This is a genomic window from Psychrobacter sp. ENNN9_III (assembly GCF_001462175.1).
GTDB lineage: Bacteria > Pseudomonadota > Gammaproteobacteria > Pseudomonadales > Moraxellaceae > Psychrobacter.
Genome location: NZ_LNUO01000145.1, coordinates 1 through 16301, shown reverse-complemented (window position 1 = coordinate 16301; position 16301 = coordinate 1). Strand labels below are relative to the sequence as shown.

Sequence of the window (16301 nt, the reverse complement as noted above, 5' to 3'; positions counted from 1 at the left end):
TCTTAATCATTTAAGCATTAAGTCAAAAAATATAGCAGTTTATTTTATTCAATATATAAAATGGCTTCAATCTCAACGACGCCACCCTTTGGTAGGGCAGCAACCTGTACGGCAGCACGGGCTGGGTATGGCTCGCTTAAGTTTTCGACAAAGACCTCATTAAGGACAGCAAAGTCATTTAAGTCAGTCAAGGATACGTTAAACTTTACCACGTCGCTTAAGCTACCACCGGCAGCTTCACAAACGGCTTTTAGGTTAGCAAATACTTGCTTTGCTTGCGCTTCAAATCCGTCACGTAATTCCATCGTTTTAGGGTCAAAACCAAGCTGGCCTGAGATATATACGGTATTACCGACTTTTACGGCTTGTGAATAGGTGCCAACAGCTGCTGGGGCTTTATCAGTTTGGATGGTTTGACGGCTCATATTATATCCTTGTCTTATTTTTACTGGTTTAGTTTGCAAGAGTTTTTGCTAGAAGCTAGCAGGAGAGTCTAGCATTGTTTTAGATTTTTTTAAATTCATACAAAGAGTAACGCACGCTTATACGCTTATAGCTGGTATAAACGCACGATATTGGGAAAGCCAAGTAAAGAGCGCAGTTCACGAATACCTTGGGCCAAATGATCGCGGCTACGGACAATAACATGAACGATGGTGTCGCTGCTACGTACATCGACAGTTTCGACACCGATATTGAGCTGACGCAAGTGGTAGATGACTTCACTGATTTGTTCATCGCTAAGAGCGATAGACAGCTTTAAGTAAGCTGGGAAACGAATCTTTCCATTTTGCTCTTCTTCTTCACTTTGTTTGATCGCTTTATCCCTACGCCAGCGTAACTGTATGACCTGATAAGGATTGTCTTTACGGATATCATCAAGCGAGAAGCACTTATGACGATGGACGACCAGACCATGACGTGATAGATGTCCGACGATAGGGTCTCCATAGATAGGATGACAACAATTGGCAAAATCAATCTCAACACCAGCAGCATTTGCAATCAGCTGCTGCGGTTGTACCATGCCATTGTGGTGTCGTTGAGCCTGTAAGTTGCTGACCTCATCACTGAACAAACGTGACACTACAAGCTGCGGTAGTAGAGTGCCAGAGCTTATTTGTTCAAAAAGAGCACTTTTCTCTGGCAAGCCGCGCCATTCAATAAGGTTTTGCCAGTCGCTATCCGTCAAGTCGTCGAGGTTTTTTTGGTAGGTTTTTAGTGCGCGATCCAAAGCCTGTTGACCATGATGCTGTTTATCAGCTGCGGATAAGTCTTTAAACCAACGTAATATCTCTTCACGGGCTTTATTGGTAACGACAAACCCAAGCCATTCAGCTTTTGGTTCTGAGTGACTATTGACTTCGATTTCGACCAGCTGGCCGTTTTTGACTACGGTACCCAGTTTGGCTTTTTTGCCATCGATATTGGCTCCGACTGCCACATTACCGACCATAGGGCCCACAGCGTAAGCAAAGTCTAGTGCTGTTGCCCCTTGCGGTAGCTCATAGGCACGGCCTTGCGGACTATAGCAAATGATTTTGCTAGAATGCAGATAATCCATCAGCTCGTTAATGGTAGAAACAGCCGCGGTGAAGTCAGGACTGTTTTCATCTAAGGTTTCTTCATCGACCAAGTCTTTCATGTTGCGTAATGAGGCTTGAATGACAGATCGACTTACATCAGATGCATGTTCTGCTCCGATAACCCCAAGTCTGGCTGCATTTTGCATCTGTTTGGTCAAGATAGTGACTTTTACAAAATCATTATCACGTTCATAAATCAAGGTGAGTGATTGATTACCGCCAGGTAATGGTCTGCGTATATTGTCCTCAATATGTGAGTCGTCGATCTGATACTTTTTGATCAAGTAATACGCCAGCTTGTCACAAGCTTCTATATTGTCCAGCACAATCTCAAACGCATAATGGCGAAGTAGGGCATTGATTTCACCGCGATTGCGGAAAAATTGTCGGTATATAACCACACGATTATCTAATACCTTTACATGACCGCCAAGCCCTAGATTATTGAGGACTATAGTCAAATAACGATGGATGGCCTCTCTTTGAAAATTACGTCCTAGACCGTGCTGTAACAATTTATCAGATAACTTATTATACATGTCAGAATTAAGGTTGCGATAACACAAGACTTCAATGTAATCAGCAATATCATTAAGACCCATCAAGCGTGCGAATGGCACATAAAAATCTAAGGTCTCTTGGGCAGTAGCGCGCTGCTTTTCAGGGCGAACCGCATCAAGCGTAGACATATTGTGCAGACGGTCGGCAAGCTTAATGATTAGCACGCGTGGATCATTTAAAGTTGCAGTGAGGATTTTATGAAAAGTAGCTGCTTTGTTTTGCTGCTTATTATGAGTAGAGGACTTAAGCTTGGTGACGCCATCGACCAGTCTTGCAACGACCTTGCCATATCGCTGTTCAATCTGCTCATCACTAACTTCTGTGTCCTCGACCGTATCATGCAAGATTGCTGCAATGATAGTATCTCGATCTAGCCGAAAGCCGGCCAATATCTCAGCGACCGCTATGGGATGAGTAATATAAGGCTCACCTGATTTGCGCCGGTCTTTTATGTGCGCAACATCGCCAAAGGCACAAGCATCTATAATGTCGTGACGCTCAGCTGCACATAAATACCCAACCGAACGCAGTAAATTATACTGAGCTTCATCAACCAGATGGTGACTGAGTTTGGGTAGGGTTTGGCTCATAGAGTGGCGATCCTATTGTTCGTTACATGACTGGTAGTTAATGCTGAACCAGTTTTAATGCATCTGATGACTTAATGCTATATATATGGGTGGGACGATGGTAGCAGCGAGAATTATATTTATAAAGAGTAGTTAAGCCACAAACTCTTCATTCTCTGTTTTCTTGGTTGCAACGCCACCCTCTAATTAATCTTAAATTGCGCTGAATGTCAACTACTAAGCACATAGACAGTTTAAAAACTTTTAAGCTGTAATAATGGTTAAATGCTGTTTGCAAATATATTTTGTTAACAATCGTTTAGAAAAATATGGCCAGTATAAACGGCAAAAACCACAGCATGACACTGTGGTTTTCCTGTGGTTCTATTAGGGCTTTTATTATTGAGTCTTTGTTATAGCGTCTGATTTGAGCTTTAGTACAGATTATATGGCAATCGCTCAGACAAAAACAAGACTGTACTGCATAACTCTAGAAGCTATGATCGCCTGATAATGCTAAATCCAGTGAGCTTGTAGCAAAATTATGCTCCGGCTGGTTTAGGATGTCACGCGTAATCTTGCCAGCGGCAATTTCACGTAATGCCAATACTGTCGGCTTATCGTTGTCGACTTCTACTAAAGGTTCAGCAATACCTTTTGCTAGCTGACGAGCGCGTTTACTGGCAACCAATACCAATTCAAAGCGATTATCAACATTCTCTAAACAATCTTCAATCGTTACTCGTGCCATAAATAGCTACCTCGGTTGTTTTTATCAGTAACGAACATGGCTCGCCACTCAATAAAAATAGTATCAAAAATATAAGGGATAACAACTGGCTATTATAGCATTTATTTACCCAAGCGCGCAGTTGCTTTTTACGTCCCGTATTTTAAACGCTATAGAGTTAAATATTCGACTTATGATTGGTCAGCTGGGTCTAATAATAAGTTTGTGATAACGCGGCTATAACGCTGCTGTTGTCGTCTTAGCGTTTGTCTATCGGCTACGATGATAGATTTTAGCTCTGTTAATGCCACCTCAAAATTGTCATTGATCACCACATAGTCAGCATGTACATATTGTGACATCTCATTGACTGAGCCTGCTAAACGCTGTTCAATGACATCGTTGCTGTCTGTTGCGCGTGTTGATAGACGCTGACGTAACGTCGCTACGCTTGGTGGTAAGATAAACACCATGATTGCTTCAGCAAATATCTTTTTGACTTGCAGCGCTCCTTGCCAATCAATCTCCAAGATAACATCGACGCCTGCTTCTAACTGCGTACGCACGCTTTGCTCTGAGGTACCATAATAGTTGCCAAATACTTCTGCATGCTCCAAAAACTGACCTTCAGCGATAGCTTTAGTAAAAACATCGACACTAGTAAAGTGATAATGATGACCGTCAATTTCCCCAGGTCGCGGCTGACGGGTAGTATGAGAGACACTGACAGTCAGATCGTTGGTGGTAGCAAGTAACTGTTTGACCAGTGAGGTCTTGCCAGTACCAGAGGCTGCAGTAATAATAAACAATGAACCTGTCATACAGTGTGTCCTAGTAATAAATGAGTAATCAAATAAGTAAGCAGATAAAGACTGGTAAAAAAAGAAAATGCCATCATGTAAAACGATAGCAAGTACGACTAATAACAATTACGTCTACTTTAATAATTATAAACTGCTTTTGATATCGTCGTATTGATGAGTAAACCTGTCAACGTTATGACGATTGCGACTATGGTATTTTAGAAGGCAATAAAAGCAAATTATGCTAAAGTAGCGTATTGTTCCACTCTAATTTTTTGAATTCAAGTTTAGAATCTAAATTATCTAATGATAGGCCGTCTTATGCAAATTTATCTTGCTAATCCACGCGGATTTTGTGCTGGTGTGGACCGCGCAATTGCGATTGTTAACGAAGCATTAACGCGTTTTGAGCCCCCTATTTATGTACGTCACGAAGTTGTACATAACAAGTTTGTGGTTTCAGACTTAGCCAATCGCGGTGCTGTATTCGTTGAGGAGCTCAATGAAGTGCCAGATGGCTCAATCGTTATTTTCTCAGCGCATGGCGTCTCAAAAGCCGTTGAAGATGAGGCAACACGCCGTGACCTGACTGTATTTGATGCCACTTGTCCGCTAGTCACTAAGGTACATATCGAGGTCGCAAGATTTGCGCAGGATGGTATGGATGCAGTGCTGATAGGCCATGCCGGTCATCCTGAAGTTGAAGGTACAATGGGACGCTTTAACCGTCGTCATGGCGGGCAAATACATCTGGTCGAAAACGAGGGCGATGTCAAAGAATTGACGGTACAAGATGCCGAACGTTTAGCGTTTGTTACCCAAACCACGCTGTCAATGGATGATACCGCGCGTGTCATCGATGCATTACGCGACAAATTTCCTAGTATTCAAGGGCCACGCAAAGATGATATCTGCTATGCCACTCAAAACCGACAAGACGCGGTCAAAGATTTGGCTGGACGCTGCGAAGTCGTTTTGGTGGTAGGCTCACCAAACTCATCGAACTCTAATCGTCTACGTGAATTGGCAGAACGTATGAGCTGCCGCGCTTATTTGATCGATAATGCCAGTGAGATGAATCGTCAATGGTTTGAGGGGATTGAAAGTGTTGGGGTGACTGCTGGCGCGTCAGCACCTGAAGTGTTAATTCAAGAAGTACTACAACAGCTTCAAGACTGGGGTGGTGATTTGCCCAGTGAGTTGTCAGGTATCGAAGAAAACGTGACGTTTAGTTTGCCAAAAGCGTTACGTATCCCAGTTACCCAAGTAGGTAAATAGGCAAAATAACATGAAAAAACAGAAAAAAAGATTTGTATTGTCAGAGGCGACACTTGATGAGATTAACAGACAATTAACAGTTAATATGTTTGTCATTGGGCTGCTGGTCATGTTGCTTGGTCTAAACACAGTGCACTTTATAAAAGAGTACAATCTTTTTTACGGACTTCTAATCGCCACTGTCATTTTCTTATTGTTCTTGATGATAAAGAGCCGCAAGATTCTTAAGATGAAAAAACAAGAGTTTACTAAATAGGGCGTAAAAATAGATCAACGCCCAAGTATTCTATAGGTTATACAACCCTACTATATCTGAAAATACTATAACTAAAAACACTACATCTAAAAACACTACATTCAAAAACTAAGGATGGTTATGTCAGCTTACTATAAATTTATAAACCGCGAGCAACAAGCCGATGGTAGTTGCGTAGCACACTATCAACCAACCAAGCATGCACAAGGCGCTTGGAACGAGCATGAGCAGCATATGGCGCCAGCGACTGGGTTATTGACTGTCGAATTGGAAAAATTTTTACCGCAGGCCAATATGCGTATTGCTCGTATCAGTCTTGACATCTTAGGACTGATTCCACTTGATGAGTTTACTGTTACTACCCGTTGTATTCGTCCAGGCAAGACTATTGAATTAATAGAAGCAGTCATGAGTAGTCGTGGTCGTGATTGTATTATTGCGCGCGCTTGGCGTTTGATGACTCAAGATACCAGTGCTGTCGCAGGACTAGAAGATCAGAAGGCCTTGCATCAGCCAGACGAGCTGCCTGTTTGGGGAGATATGAAAGGTTGGCCGGGCGGTTTTATTGAAAGCGTGCGGTTGGTCGCTGCTCCAGAGCGTCGGCCAGGCAAGGGTATGGTCTGGATAACCAATGATATCGAAATGGTAGCAGGTGAATCCACTGATGACTTGGTCCATCTTTTGGGTATGGTTGACACGGCTAATGGCGTCGTACCTCGACTTGGCATAGAACTGTCAGCTGCTCAATGGATGTTCCCAAATACTGATTTGCAAATTCATATGCATCGCGCACCGAAAGGTCGCTGGCTTGGTATCGAAGCGGTGCAACAGTACGGCGATGATGGGATAGGACTGACCAGTGCAGTATTGCATGATGTACATGGGCCTTTTGGTCGCAGTGAGCAAATTTTGACGATTCGCCCAATGCCGCACTAATTATAACTGATATGTAGTTGGTCGACTTGACTCAAATTGAGTACCATGAAGGACCTATTTTATGTTAAGAGCCAATTTTATGTTCTAAAAATCAAAACGGAAACATGCGTTTAATTTATTATACTAATAATTGAAAATCGGTTCTAATAGGAATTAGTAAGACAATAATAAGTCATATATAAGATGCAATGATGGATGTCAGTCTCTAATTTATTCCTTAAAGGAGCCCTACAATGAGCGATAAAAAATGCCCTTATGATCCTACCCAGCTCACCATGAGCAATGGTGCCCCAGTGGTAGATAACCAAAATAGTATGACCGCAGGTAAGCGCGGTCCATTACTGGCACAAGATTTATGGCTTAATGAAAAGCTGGCTGATCTCAATCGTGAGGTGATTCCAGAACGTCGTATGCACGCTAAAGGCTCTGGTGCGTTCGGTACTTTCACTGTTACCAACGATATTACTAAATATACTCGGGCCAAAGTTTTTAGCGAAGTTGGCAAGCAGACTGAGATGTTTGCGCGTTTTAGTACCGTTGCAGGTGAGCGCGGGGCAGCCGATGCTGAGCGTGATATTCGTGGCTTTGCGCTAAAGTTTTATACCGAAGAGGGTGTTTGGGATATGGTGGGTAACAATACCCCAGTATTCTTTGTCCGTGACCCGCGCAAGTTTGCAGATTTAAACAAAGCGGTAAAGCGCGACCCACGTACCAATATGCGTTCTGCGACCAATAATTGGGATTTTTGGACACTATTGCCCGAGTCTTTGCACCAAGTGACTATTACGATGAGTGATCGCGGCCTGCCAGCTTCGTATAGACATATGCATGGCTTTGGCTCGCATACTTACAGCTTTATCAGTGCTGATAATGAGCGTTACTGGGTAAAATTCCATTTTGTCACTCAGCAAAGTATCAAAAACCTAACTGATGCTGAAGCCGAAGCACTGGTCGGAATGGATCGTGAAAGTCATCAAAAAGATTTGTATGATGCTATTGAAAACAAAGACTTTCCAAGATGGAAAATGTATGTGCAAATCATGCCAGAGGTAGAGGCGGATCAAGTGCTTTACCATCCTTTTGATTTGACTAAAGTATGGCCAAAAGGCGATTATCCACTAATAGAAGTGGGTGAGTTTGAATTAAATAAAAACTCTGCCAACTATTTTGCAGATGTAGAGCAAGCGGCTTTTGCACCTAATAATCTTGTACCAGGTATCAGCGCTTCACCAGATCGCATGCTACAAGCTCGCTTATTTAGCTACGCCGATGCTCAGCGCTATCGTTTGGGCGTCAATCACAAGCAAATTCCAGTGAACAAACCACGTTGCCCTGTGACAAGTAACCAGCGAGATGGCCAAGGCCGTGCCGATGACAACTATGGTAGCCTGCCGCACTACGAGCCTAACAGCTTTAGACAGTGGCAAGATCAGCCTGACTATGCTGAACCACCACTCAAGATTGATGGTTATGCCAAGCATTACGATTTTCGTGAAGACGACAGCGACTACTTTAGTCAACCACGCGCATTGTTTAATCTGATGAATGATGAGAAAAAACAGATGCTTTTCGACAATACTGCAAGAGCAATGGGTGATGCTCTAGACTTTATTAAGTATCGGCACATTCGCAACTGTAACTGGTGTGATCCTGCTTATGGAGAAGGTGTTGCCAAAGCATTGGGTATGACCGTTGAAGATGCCATGGCAGCGCGTGATTCAGATCCAGCTTGTCATTTGCCAAGCTGTCTATAGACTATAAATTATGTAAATTTATCTAAAAGCCCCGCCTTAGGAAACTAGGGCGGTTTTTTTATGACTAATAACTGTTTTTGCTGTATTTAAGCTTGAAATTTTTGCCCATGACCCTATTTGATTAAACACCCTAGCAGTATTTACCGTGCAGTTTTATCTATAAGTTGCGCTTATCTGCTGGTACTTGATGTTCTTGTATTTAATCTATGCTGGCAACAGCATTTTTGGTATAAATAATAGGAGTTTTTATGAGTGAACAGGCCCAAGCGGACAATAAAAATACTGATAACCTTAATACTAATAACAGTACCGCTAAAGAAAGCACCCCTGAAATAAAAAAAGCATACTTTTGAAGCAGAAGTGGCGCAGCTTCTGCATTTGGTGACGCATTCGCTCTATTCTAATGCCGATATTTTTGTGCGTGAGTTGGTCTCTAACGCCTCGGACGCTTGCGACAAATTGCGCTTTGAGGCGACCAATGACGATAGTCTTTATGAAAATGATGGCGAGTTAAAAATTCGTATCGCTGTTGATGAGGACGCTAAAACAATTACTTTTACTGATAATGGTATTGGTATGAATGAGGCAGATACCATCGAAAACTTGGGTACGATTGCCAAGTCGGGCACCAAAGCATTTTTAGACAAGTTATCTGAATCTCAAAAGCAAGATGGCCAATTAATCGGGCAGTTTGGTGTTGGTTTTTACTCAGGCTTTATCGTGGCCGATACCATTACAGTTGAGTCACGCAAAGCAGGTGAGCCTGCGGATAAAGGCGTGCGCTGGGTATCAGATGGTACTGGTAGCTTCACCGTTGAGACAATCAACAAAGCAGAACGTGGCACTGCTATTACTTTGCACTTAAAAGAAGAATATAGCGCAGGCGAAGACAACTATCTAGATCGCGGCAAAATCAAGCGTTTGGTTAACAAATATTCAGACCATATCAGTTTGCCCATTCAGATGCGTAAAGAAGTCTGGCAAGAAGATGTCGCTGATGACAGTGACGATTCGGAAGAAAATAGCGCACCTAGTGGCGGTGAGATGGTACTTACCGATGAGTGGGAAACCATTAATAAAGCCAGTGCGCTATGGACTCGCTCGGCATCTGAGATTGAGGATGACGAATATGTCGATTTCTACAAAAACATCACTTATGACATGGATGCACCATTGACTTGGACGCACAACCGCGTTGAAGGCCGTGTGCAATATACGCAGCTACTGTATATCCCCAAAAAAGCGCCGATGGATCTGTATACTCGCGAGCAGCAGCATGGTCTCAAGCTTTACGTCAAACGCGTCTTTATTATGGATGATGCCGAGCAGTTGTTACCGATGTATCTACGCTTTGTCAAAGGGGTTATCGATTCTGCAGACTTGCCACTGAACGTCAGCCGCGAATTATTACAAGAGTCGCGTGATGTAAAATCTATCCGTGATGGTAACGCACGCCGAGTTCTGACCATGCTAGCTGGTCTTGCTAATAGCGAGGATAGCGATAAACAAGAAAAATTCGCTCAGTTCTATAGTGAGTTTGGCGATGTGATCAAAGAAGGTCTTGGCGAAGACATGGGCAACCAAGAACGTATTGCTAAGCTACTGCGTTATGCAACCAGTACGAACGATAAGGTTGTAACCAGCTTTGAGGACTACAAGGCACGTATGAAAGATGGGCAAAAAGCCATCTATTATCTAACGGCTGACAATTTGGCTGCTGCAAAAAACAGCCCACAACTTGAGCTATTTAAGAAAAAAGGCATCGAAGTTATTTTGATGACCAGCCGTGTGGATGAGTGGGCGATGAATTTCTTAACCCAATTTGATGAGACACCGCTACAGAACATCGCAAAAGGCGCGGTAGATTTAGGTGACTTGCAAGACGACGAAGAAAAAGCAGAAGCTGAAAAGGCACAAGAGACCATGAAGCCAGTCGTCGATAAGTTAAAAACAACGCTTGGTGATCGAGCTAAAGATGTCAAAGTGTCAACGCGCCTAGTTGATAGCCCAGCTTGTTTGGTCGTAGGTGAAGGTGAGTTGTCACCACAAATGATACAAATGCTGCAGCAAATGGGACAGGAAGTACCAGAGAGTAAGCCTACACTTGAGGTGAACCCTGATCATCCACTTATCCAAAAGCTTGAGAGTAGCGAGCAATTTGATGACCTTGCTCAAGTAATCTTTGATCAAGCGTTACTGGCAGACGGCGGTCAACTTGAAGATCCAGCTGCCTATCTTAAACGCGTGAATGAGTTATTGATGAAATAACGTCTGTTAATTGCATTAAAAAAGGTCTTGAATACAAGGCCTTTTTTTTGTTCAATCTTTAGTCCGATACTTTATGAGGTATTTTACAAATTATACTTATCGTCTTAACTGACAATCCGTTACAATCGCGATAGATTAGCAAGATAAACTATGAGGTTATGTTATCAGTATGTTGATAACCATTTGTCTCGACTAGATAGAGGTCTAAGTATTTGCCACTCTCTTCGCTAAAAACTGTTTCTCTTCAGCGCTTTTCACTCAACTTCGCTGCCAATATTATTGCTGCCCTTTGGATGCTGGTAGGGTCAACACGCGCGTTTTCTTGGGTAAAACCAACTTTTATACAATTTGTTTTATTCGCCTCATTAGCTTTAGGCAGCAACGTCTTATTTTCTTGGTTGGCTGCTGAAACTGGTAGTGTCTTTAATGAACAAGGACTAGTCAGTTACTTAATTTGGCCCGCTATTATCTCTTTGGCCGGTATTGTTCTGGCGCGGCGTTCTGGTAATCATACGTTGGTGTTCGTACCAGTGGTGCTATGGTTGGTTGCTGATACTTTATCTGCATTGTTGCAAAGCATGGTACAGGTTTTGGGCAGTCATGGATGGTTACCAAATTGGAGCTATTCTTTTTTACCGATATTGTTTTTAGTATTGTTCTTATGGCAAACATTAGCATTGTTATGGATATTTGCCCGAAGACTGCGTACCCCTTGGTGGGAGCGAATTATTATTTTATTGGGAGCAGTAGCATTACTAACCATTTGGCAACGCAATGTCGCAGATCAACCTATCTTTAAGCAGATACCCATACAGCCTGTGTTAGAGGAAGCAGCACTGTATGAGCAACCACGTTTATTACAACAGGCATTGGCAAGTATTGATCCAAACGTACCAGGCCAGAATGACTGGTATTTTATGGGAGTTGCAGGATTTTCTGAGCAAAATGTTTTTCGCTCTGAGATCAATAAGGTGCGAGAATTGTTTGATGTACGTTTTGGCACTAGTGGTCATTCGTTGGCACTCATCAACAATACATATAGCTGGTTGGATGAGCCAATAGCGACTAAGACTAGTATCTTACAAGGGCTACAAAAAATTGGTCAGCGAATGGATGCTGATGAAGATGTGCTATTTATGGCGTTATCCTCACATGGTGACCAAGACTTTATCCATTTATCTAACCCACCACTTGATATGGACAATCTGGATGCCACATGGTTACGAGAGGCGCTTGACGCTTCGGGCATTCGCTGGCGTGTGATCGTAGTATCAGCTTGCTATTCTGGCTCGTTTATTGATGAGTTAATTTCGCCAACGACTGTAGTGATAACGGCTTCAGCCGCTGATAAAATGTCGTTTGGCTGTACCAATACGGCAGAAATGACTTATTTTGGTCAAGCGTTTTTTGCAGAAAGCCTACGTGAAAACACCAGTTTTGCCGCAGCCTTTAAAGATGCCAGTCTACGTGTCAGCGAGCGTGAAAACTTTATGGGCTTTGAGTCATCAGACCCGCAAATGGTGGTCGGTAGTTTGATGAAATCAGCCTTGCCAGCATTTGAAAAAGTATTGTTTGATAAAGCGCGTGCCCCAGTAGAGCGTCTTACTAATAATACGGAAGCCAGCGACCCTATGCGTGACGTTACTACCAATAATGATGCCATCAATGGTAACAAAAATATTGCTATGCCCAACGCGGAGTAATAAATAAGCGTCATTTGTTTGACTCATAGCATTGATCTCTACTACGCCCACCATTATTAAAAGCTTGCGTGCTCGCGCTTTTGGTTTTGCTCACAATGACGTATCTTTCGTTTTACTTATCACTACGTCCATCATTTCTGAAAATGTTATCATTGTCTTATTGGTTGACGCGATAAAACATGGTTTATTTTAAGTTTAATAAAAAAGGATAGTCATCATGAGTAATTCTTATAACAACAGCTTACCTGCCAACACTCAGCTCACACAAAAAAGCGTGAACCGCTGCTTTGATGGCGAACAGCATTATTACAGTCATCAGTCCGCGGCGACCAAAACGCCAATGACGTTTAGTATCTACTTACCAGATGAAGCGCTGGCAGGAAAGGTCTGTCCTGCCATTTTGTATCTGTCGGGTTTGACTTGTAATGCTGACAATGTCACTCATAAAGCGCATTTTCAACAAAGATGTAGCGAGCTTGGTATGATATTTATTGCGCCAGATACTTCTCCTAGAAGTAGTGAAGATATCGAAGTACCAAACGATGAGCGTTATTTTGTCGGTCAAGGCGCAAGCTATTATGTCGATGCAACTTGTGCACCATGGGCAGAAAACTTCAATATGCAAAGTTATATCGTCAATGAGTTATATGATTTGCTTCGTTCTGAGTTTCCTATTAGCAGTATCGGTGTTACAGGACACTCTATGGGTGGTCATGGCGCATTATTACTCGGTTTTAAATTCCCAAGTAAGTTTGTCAGTGTTTCAGCGCTATCTCCAGTAAGCGCGGCCAGTGAGTCAGCATGGGGAGAGGCCGCTTATACAGAATATTTCGGTGATGACAAAGCACAGTGGACGCAAGCAGACGCCGCTCAAACCATTAAAAGTGTCGGTCGCCAATATTCAAGCATTTTAGTTGATCAAGGGGGCGCTGATAATTTCTTAGCGGAAGGGCAGTTGCAAACATCCAAACTCCAACAAGCTTGTGAAGAAGTATCACAACCCTTGACGTTACGTTATCAAGCAGGACATGATCATAGCTATTACTTCATCCAAACTGTGATCAATGACCACATTGACCATCACTGGCGTATGGCACAACTATGCTAGTTCGTTTTTTTATCGCCTATTTATAAGTTTATGATTAATAATGATTTATAAAGTCATTTATATGACTGTATTGTAGAGAGACTGGTTGGTCGATAGTTTAACCAAGCGTTATTATTACTATAAAATGGCGCTTGGTTAACTAAATGCACAAAGCATATAAGGTAAAAATACATGGTATATCATCAAGCATTATGCGTAGATGAAAATTCAAATAAACAACCAAGAAATGAGCACTCATCGCTTGCAACTATGCAAGCTGATATCAATAAAGCGTTACGATTAAAAAAACAGAGCAATGTTCAACCTCTAGATAAAGTCAATAAAGACGTTGTAAGCTCAGATCAGTTACAGTCGCAATCATTAAAGACAGCAAGTGATAAAGTATTGACCACCGTGCAGATATCACGTGTGATAGAGATGGCGTGGGAAGATAGAACACCCTTTGGCGCGATAGAGCACAGTTATGGGCTTAATGAAACGTATGTCATCAAATTGATGCGTCAACAATTAAAGCCTGCGTCTTTTCGCTTATGGCGACAACGTGTGACTGGCCGCGCCACTAAGCATCAAATAAAACGATCTTTTGAAGTTGGCCGTGCTTATTGCAAAACTCAATACAAGCCGCGATAGTAGTTTTTAAGTAGTAAGTTTATAAGCTTATCTGGCATCAATAGTGTTGAGATAAGCGTACTTGTTTTTATCAATTTATCAAAAATTTAATTAGGTAGCTTAATTATGATTAGTCCTTCTAACCAATATCTAATCGCCCCTTCTATCTTATCTGCTGACTTTGCACGCTTGGGCGAGGAGGTCGAGACGGTTTTAAAAGCGGGCGCTGACGTCATACATTTTGATGTAATGGACAACCATTATGTGCCCAATCTAACTTTTGGTAGCATGATTTGTAAGGCGCTGCGTGATTATGGTATTGATGCGCCTATCGATGTCCATCTAATGGTCAGTCCAGTTGATGGTATGATTGAGCAATTCTTGGAAGCAGGTGCAAGTGTGATCACTTTTCATCCAGAAGCTAGTGCTCATGTAGACCGCTCGTTGCAACTGATCAAAGATGGTGGCGTAAAATGTGGTTTGGTACTTAACCCAGCCACGCCATTGCATTATTTAGATTATGTCATGGACAAAGTCGACCAGGTATTATTAATGAGCGTAAATCCTGGATTTGGGGGGCAGTCGTTTATTGAAAGCACGTTAGATAAGGTTCGCGAGGTTCGTCAACGTATCGATGCGAGTGGTCGCGATATCCGGTTAGAAGTAGATGGCGGTATCAAGGCGAGCAATATTCGCGCTATCGCTGAGGCGGGTGCCGATATGTTTGTGGCGGGTTCTGCTATCTTTAATCAAGATGATTATGAAACTGCTATCACGGCCATGCGCCAAGAGCTAAACTTAGTAAATAGCGCGGATTAGCCATCATAGAGATACTGGCAACAATATTCTTACTTCATATAAGGATGCATTATGAATAAGCCAACCTCACCAGTACAAAACGATAAGAGTTCATCTGATAAACAGCAAAAACGCAGTTTAGTACCCAAAGGAATCACCATCGGTTTAGCAGTATTTTCATTAATACTAAGCCTTGCTGGATATGGTTTTCGCTTAATGCTGGGAGAAGATGTCGGAAATGTATTACGGCATGCTGCAATGGTAGTCCCGGCTTTTGTACTTGGTATTCCGTTACTTTTTTGGTTTGGTGCGCGTGTGTTTAACAAGGTTAATGGTACTAACATTGCAGGCTGGAATGCGATAAGTCTAGGCTATCTGACTTCCTGTATTGCAATGTTATGGTTGATGGGCACTTATAGCTAGATTTCACGTTATTTATAAATTTTTTATCATGGTTAAGTCATGATTTTAGTCTTGACTGGAATTTTATATGCAAATTATGCCCACTCGTATTGCGAATATTATTTATCCAAAAGATTTACCCAACGTTTTATTCACTAGTCTTATCATTGCTTGTCTATTGCTAGGGTTGGCTTCACTGAATCATGGTACAGGGTTTCAAGGCTGGTTACATGTCTTTGAGAGTTGGCTATTGATGCTCATTATTATACCTACTGCTACAGCCACTGTTGCCTTGCCATTTAAATACCGTGATCCAGCGTTAGAACTAAAGCTTATGTATTATCTGGGTATGTTTGTCGCTTTGCTCTTCACCTTAGCAAAGTTGCGTTACTGGCGTTAAACAATGGACTATTATGATCTTATTGATTACTTGTTCATTGATAAGAGTTGCATGATTGCCCTTGAATTATAGTGTCAAAGCGTCCATTGTATGAGTATGATACATTTACTCATATTGTCCTGAGACGAAAAACTCTATGCAACGATGAGACAGTATAATTGAGGACATATTAGATGCCATACGATATTGATAATGAGATAGAAGTAGACAACGACAATCAAGATAAGTTTGCAGGATTTGGTAAAGAAACGACTCTTGAATTGGTAGAAAGTGATGACGGCAGGTTGTTGTTACGTGATGCTGAACAAGACGAAACTCCATTAATGACCATCGATTTTTCGGATAAGCTCAAAGAGCTGCTAGGTAGTGATACTCAAGCGATCGGTCAACATATGATTCATGCTGCTATTCAGGTGATTATGCAAAAGCAGATGAGTCAATGGCATGCGCACGTATATGACAAAGAGCCCACGCATTATAGTTAATGCGTTATGAGAAACTAAAGCAGTTTATTTATAAAAGTCTAAATTACTGACCAAA

At 42.1% G+C, this 16301-nt stretch carries 16 protein-coding genes; 12 read left to right on the top strand and 4 right to left on the bottom strand.

All coding sequences use genetic code 11. From position 1 onward, the window contains the following. Positions 1-44: 44 nt before the first annotated feature. The 4 genes from PENNN9_RS09050 to gmk form a co-directional block, all read right to left on the bottom strand. A complete protein-coding gene (locus tag PENNN9_RS09050) occupies positions 45-425 on the bottom strand; it encodes a RidA family protein (RefSeq protein ID WP_058369372.1) in 381 nt (126 codons plus the stop codon). 125 nt (positions 426-550) lie between these two features. Continuing rightward, positions 551-2737 carry a RelA/SpoT family protein gene (locus PENNN9_RS09045; protein ID WP_058369371.1) on the bottom strand — a complete coding sequence of 729 codons (2187 nt, stop codon included), beginning with the start codon at positions 2735-2737 and terminating at the stop codon, positions 551-553. A 469-nt stretch (positions 2738-3206) separates the two neighbouring features. Next, entirely contained in the window at positions 3207-3467 is a 261-nt protein-coding gene (gene rpoZ, locus PENNN9_RS09040) for a DNA-directed RNA polymerase subunit omega (RefSeq protein ID WP_058369370.1), read from the bottom strand. Positions 3468-3637: 170 nt separating this feature from the next. Then, complete coding sequence (gene gmk, locus PENNN9_RS09035; protein ID WP_058369369.1) at positions 3638-4267, bottom strand: guanylate kinase; 630 nt, start codon at positions 4265-4267, stop codon at positions 3638-3640. 303 nt (positions 4268-4570) lie between these two features. Between gmk and ispH the strand changes: the two genes are divergently transcribed. From ispH to PENNN9_RS08975, 12 genes are all read left to right on the top strand, one after another. After that, a complete protein-coding gene (gene ispH / locus PENNN9_RS09030; protein WP_058369368.1) occupies positions 4571-5527 on the top strand; it encodes a 4-hydroxy-3-methylbut-2-enyl diphosphate reductase in 957 nt (318 codons plus the stop codon). Between the two features lie 10 nt (positions 5528-5537). Beyond that, positions 5538-5783 (top strand): hypothetical protein, encoded by a 246-nt coding sequence (locus tag PENNN9_RS09025; protein ID WP_058369367.1) that lies wholly within the window; start codon positions 5538-5540, stop codon positions 5781-5783. A gap of 120 nt (positions 5784-5903) precedes the next feature. Next, complete coding sequence (locus tag PENNN9_RS09020; RefSeq protein WP_058369366.1) at positions 5904-6719, top strand: thioesterase family protein; 816 nt, start codon at positions 5904-5906, stop codon at positions 6717-6719. A 233-nt stretch (positions 6720-6952) separates the two neighbouring features. Further along, positions 6953-8473: a catalase gene (locus tag PENNN9_RS09015; RefSeq protein ID WP_058369365.1), complete on the top strand. Its 1521-nt coding sequence runs from the start codon at positions 6953-6955 to the stop codon at positions 8471-8473. A gap of 360 nt (positions 8474-8833) precedes the next feature. Continuing rightward, on the top strand, positions 8834-10741 hold the full coding sequence (gene htpG / locus PENNN9_RS09010) for a molecular chaperone HtpG (RefSeq protein WP_058369364.1): 1908 nt from the start codon (positions 8834-8836) through the stop codon (positions 10739-10741). Positions 10742-10953: 212 nt separating this feature from the next. Beyond that, complete coding sequence (locus PENNN9_RS09005) at positions 10954-12444, top strand: C13 family peptidase (protein WP_058369363.1); 1491 nt, start codon at positions 10954-10956, stop codon at positions 12442-12444. 217 nt (positions 12445-12661) lie between these two features. Beyond that, a complete protein-coding gene (gene fghA / locus PENNN9_RS09000; protein WP_058369362.1) occupies positions 12662-13552 on the top strand; it encodes an S-formylglutathione hydrolase in 891 nt (296 codons plus the stop codon). A gap of 384 nt (positions 13553-13936) precedes the next feature. Further along, the gene (locus PENNN9_RS13575) at positions 13937-14182 is read left to right on the top strand and encodes a TIGR03643 family protein (protein ID WP_075102974.1); all 246 of its coding nucleotides are present in this window, start codon (positions 13937-13939) and stop codon (positions 14180-14182) included. 105 nt (positions 14183-14287) lie between these two features. After that, the gene (rpe, locus tag PENNN9_RS08990; protein WP_058369361.1) at positions 14288-14980 is read left to right on the top strand and encodes a ribulose-phosphate 3-epimerase; all 693 of its coding nucleotides are present in this window, start codon (positions 14288-14290) and stop codon (positions 14978-14980) included. Between the two features lie 51 nt (positions 14981-15031). Next, positions 15032-15382 carry a hypothetical protein gene (locus PENNN9_RS08985; protein ID WP_058369360.1) on the top strand — a complete coding sequence of 117 codons (351 nt, stop codon included), beginning with the start codon at positions 15032-15034 and terminating at the stop codon, positions 15380-15382. 67 nt (positions 15383-15449) lie between these two features. Next, entirely contained in the window at positions 15450-15761 is a 312-nt protein-coding gene (locus tag PENNN9_RS08980) for a hypothetical protein (RefSeq protein ID WP_058369359.1), read from the top strand. A gap of 173 nt (positions 15762-15934) precedes the next feature. Then, positions 15935-16246 (top strand): hypothetical protein, encoded by a 312-nt coding sequence (locus PENNN9_RS08975; RefSeq protein ID WP_058369358.1) that lies wholly within the window; start codon positions 15935-15937, stop codon positions 16244-16246. Positions 16247-16301: the final 55 nt, after the last annotated feature.

Excerpts from the sequence above, each read along its gene's own strand:
- PENNN9_RS09050 (WP_058369372.1), bottom strand. The coding sequence starts at position 425 with ATGAGCCGTCAAACCATCCAAACTGATAAAGCCCCAGCAGCTGTTGGC.
- PENNN9_RS09045 (WP_058369371.1), bottom strand. The coding sequence starts at position 2,737 with ATGAGCCAAACCCTACCCAAACTCAGTCACCATCTGGTTGATGAAGCT.
- rpoZ (WP_058369370.1), bottom strand. The coding sequence starts at position 3,467 with ATGGCACGAGTAACGATTGAAGATTGTTTAGAGAATGTTGATAATCGC.
- gmk (WP_058369369.1), bottom strand. The coding sequence starts at position 4,267 with ATGACAGGTTCATTGTTTATTATTACTGCAGCCTCTGGTACTGGCAAG.
- ispH (WP_058369368.1), top strand. The coding sequence starts at position 4,571 with ATGCAAATTTATCTTGCTAATCCACGCGGATTTTGTGCTGGTGTGGAC.
- PENNN9_RS09025 (WP_058369367.1), top strand. The coding sequence starts at position 5,538 with ATGAAAAAACAGAAAAAAAGATTTGTATTGTCAGAGGCGACACTTGAT.
- PENNN9_RS09020 (WP_058369366.1), top strand. The coding sequence starts at position 5,904 with ATGTCAGCTTACTATAAATTTATAAACCGCGAGCAACAAGCCGATGGT.
- PENNN9_RS09015 (WP_058369365.1), top strand. The coding sequence starts at position 6,953 with ATGAGCGATAAAAAATGCCCTTATGATCCTACCCAGCTCACCATGAGC.
- fghA (WP_058369362.1), top strand. The coding sequence starts at position 12,662 with ATGAGTAATTCTTATAACAACAGCTTACCTGCCAACACTCAGCTCACA.
- rpe (WP_058369361.1), top strand. The coding sequence starts at position 14,288 with ATGATTAGTCCTTCTAACCAATATCTAATCGCCCCTTCTATCTTATCT.
- PENNN9_RS08985 (WP_058369360.1), top strand. The coding sequence starts at position 15,032 with ATGAATAAGCCAACCTCACCAGTACAAAACGATAAGAGTTCATCTGAT.
- PENNN9_RS08980 (WP_058369359.1), top strand. The coding sequence starts at position 15,450 with ATGCAAATTATGCCCACTCGTATTGCGAATATTATTTATCCAAAAGAT.
- PENNN9_RS08975 (WP_058369358.1), top strand. The coding sequence starts at position 15,935 with ATGCCATACGATATTGATAATGAGATAGAAGTAGACAACGACAATCAA.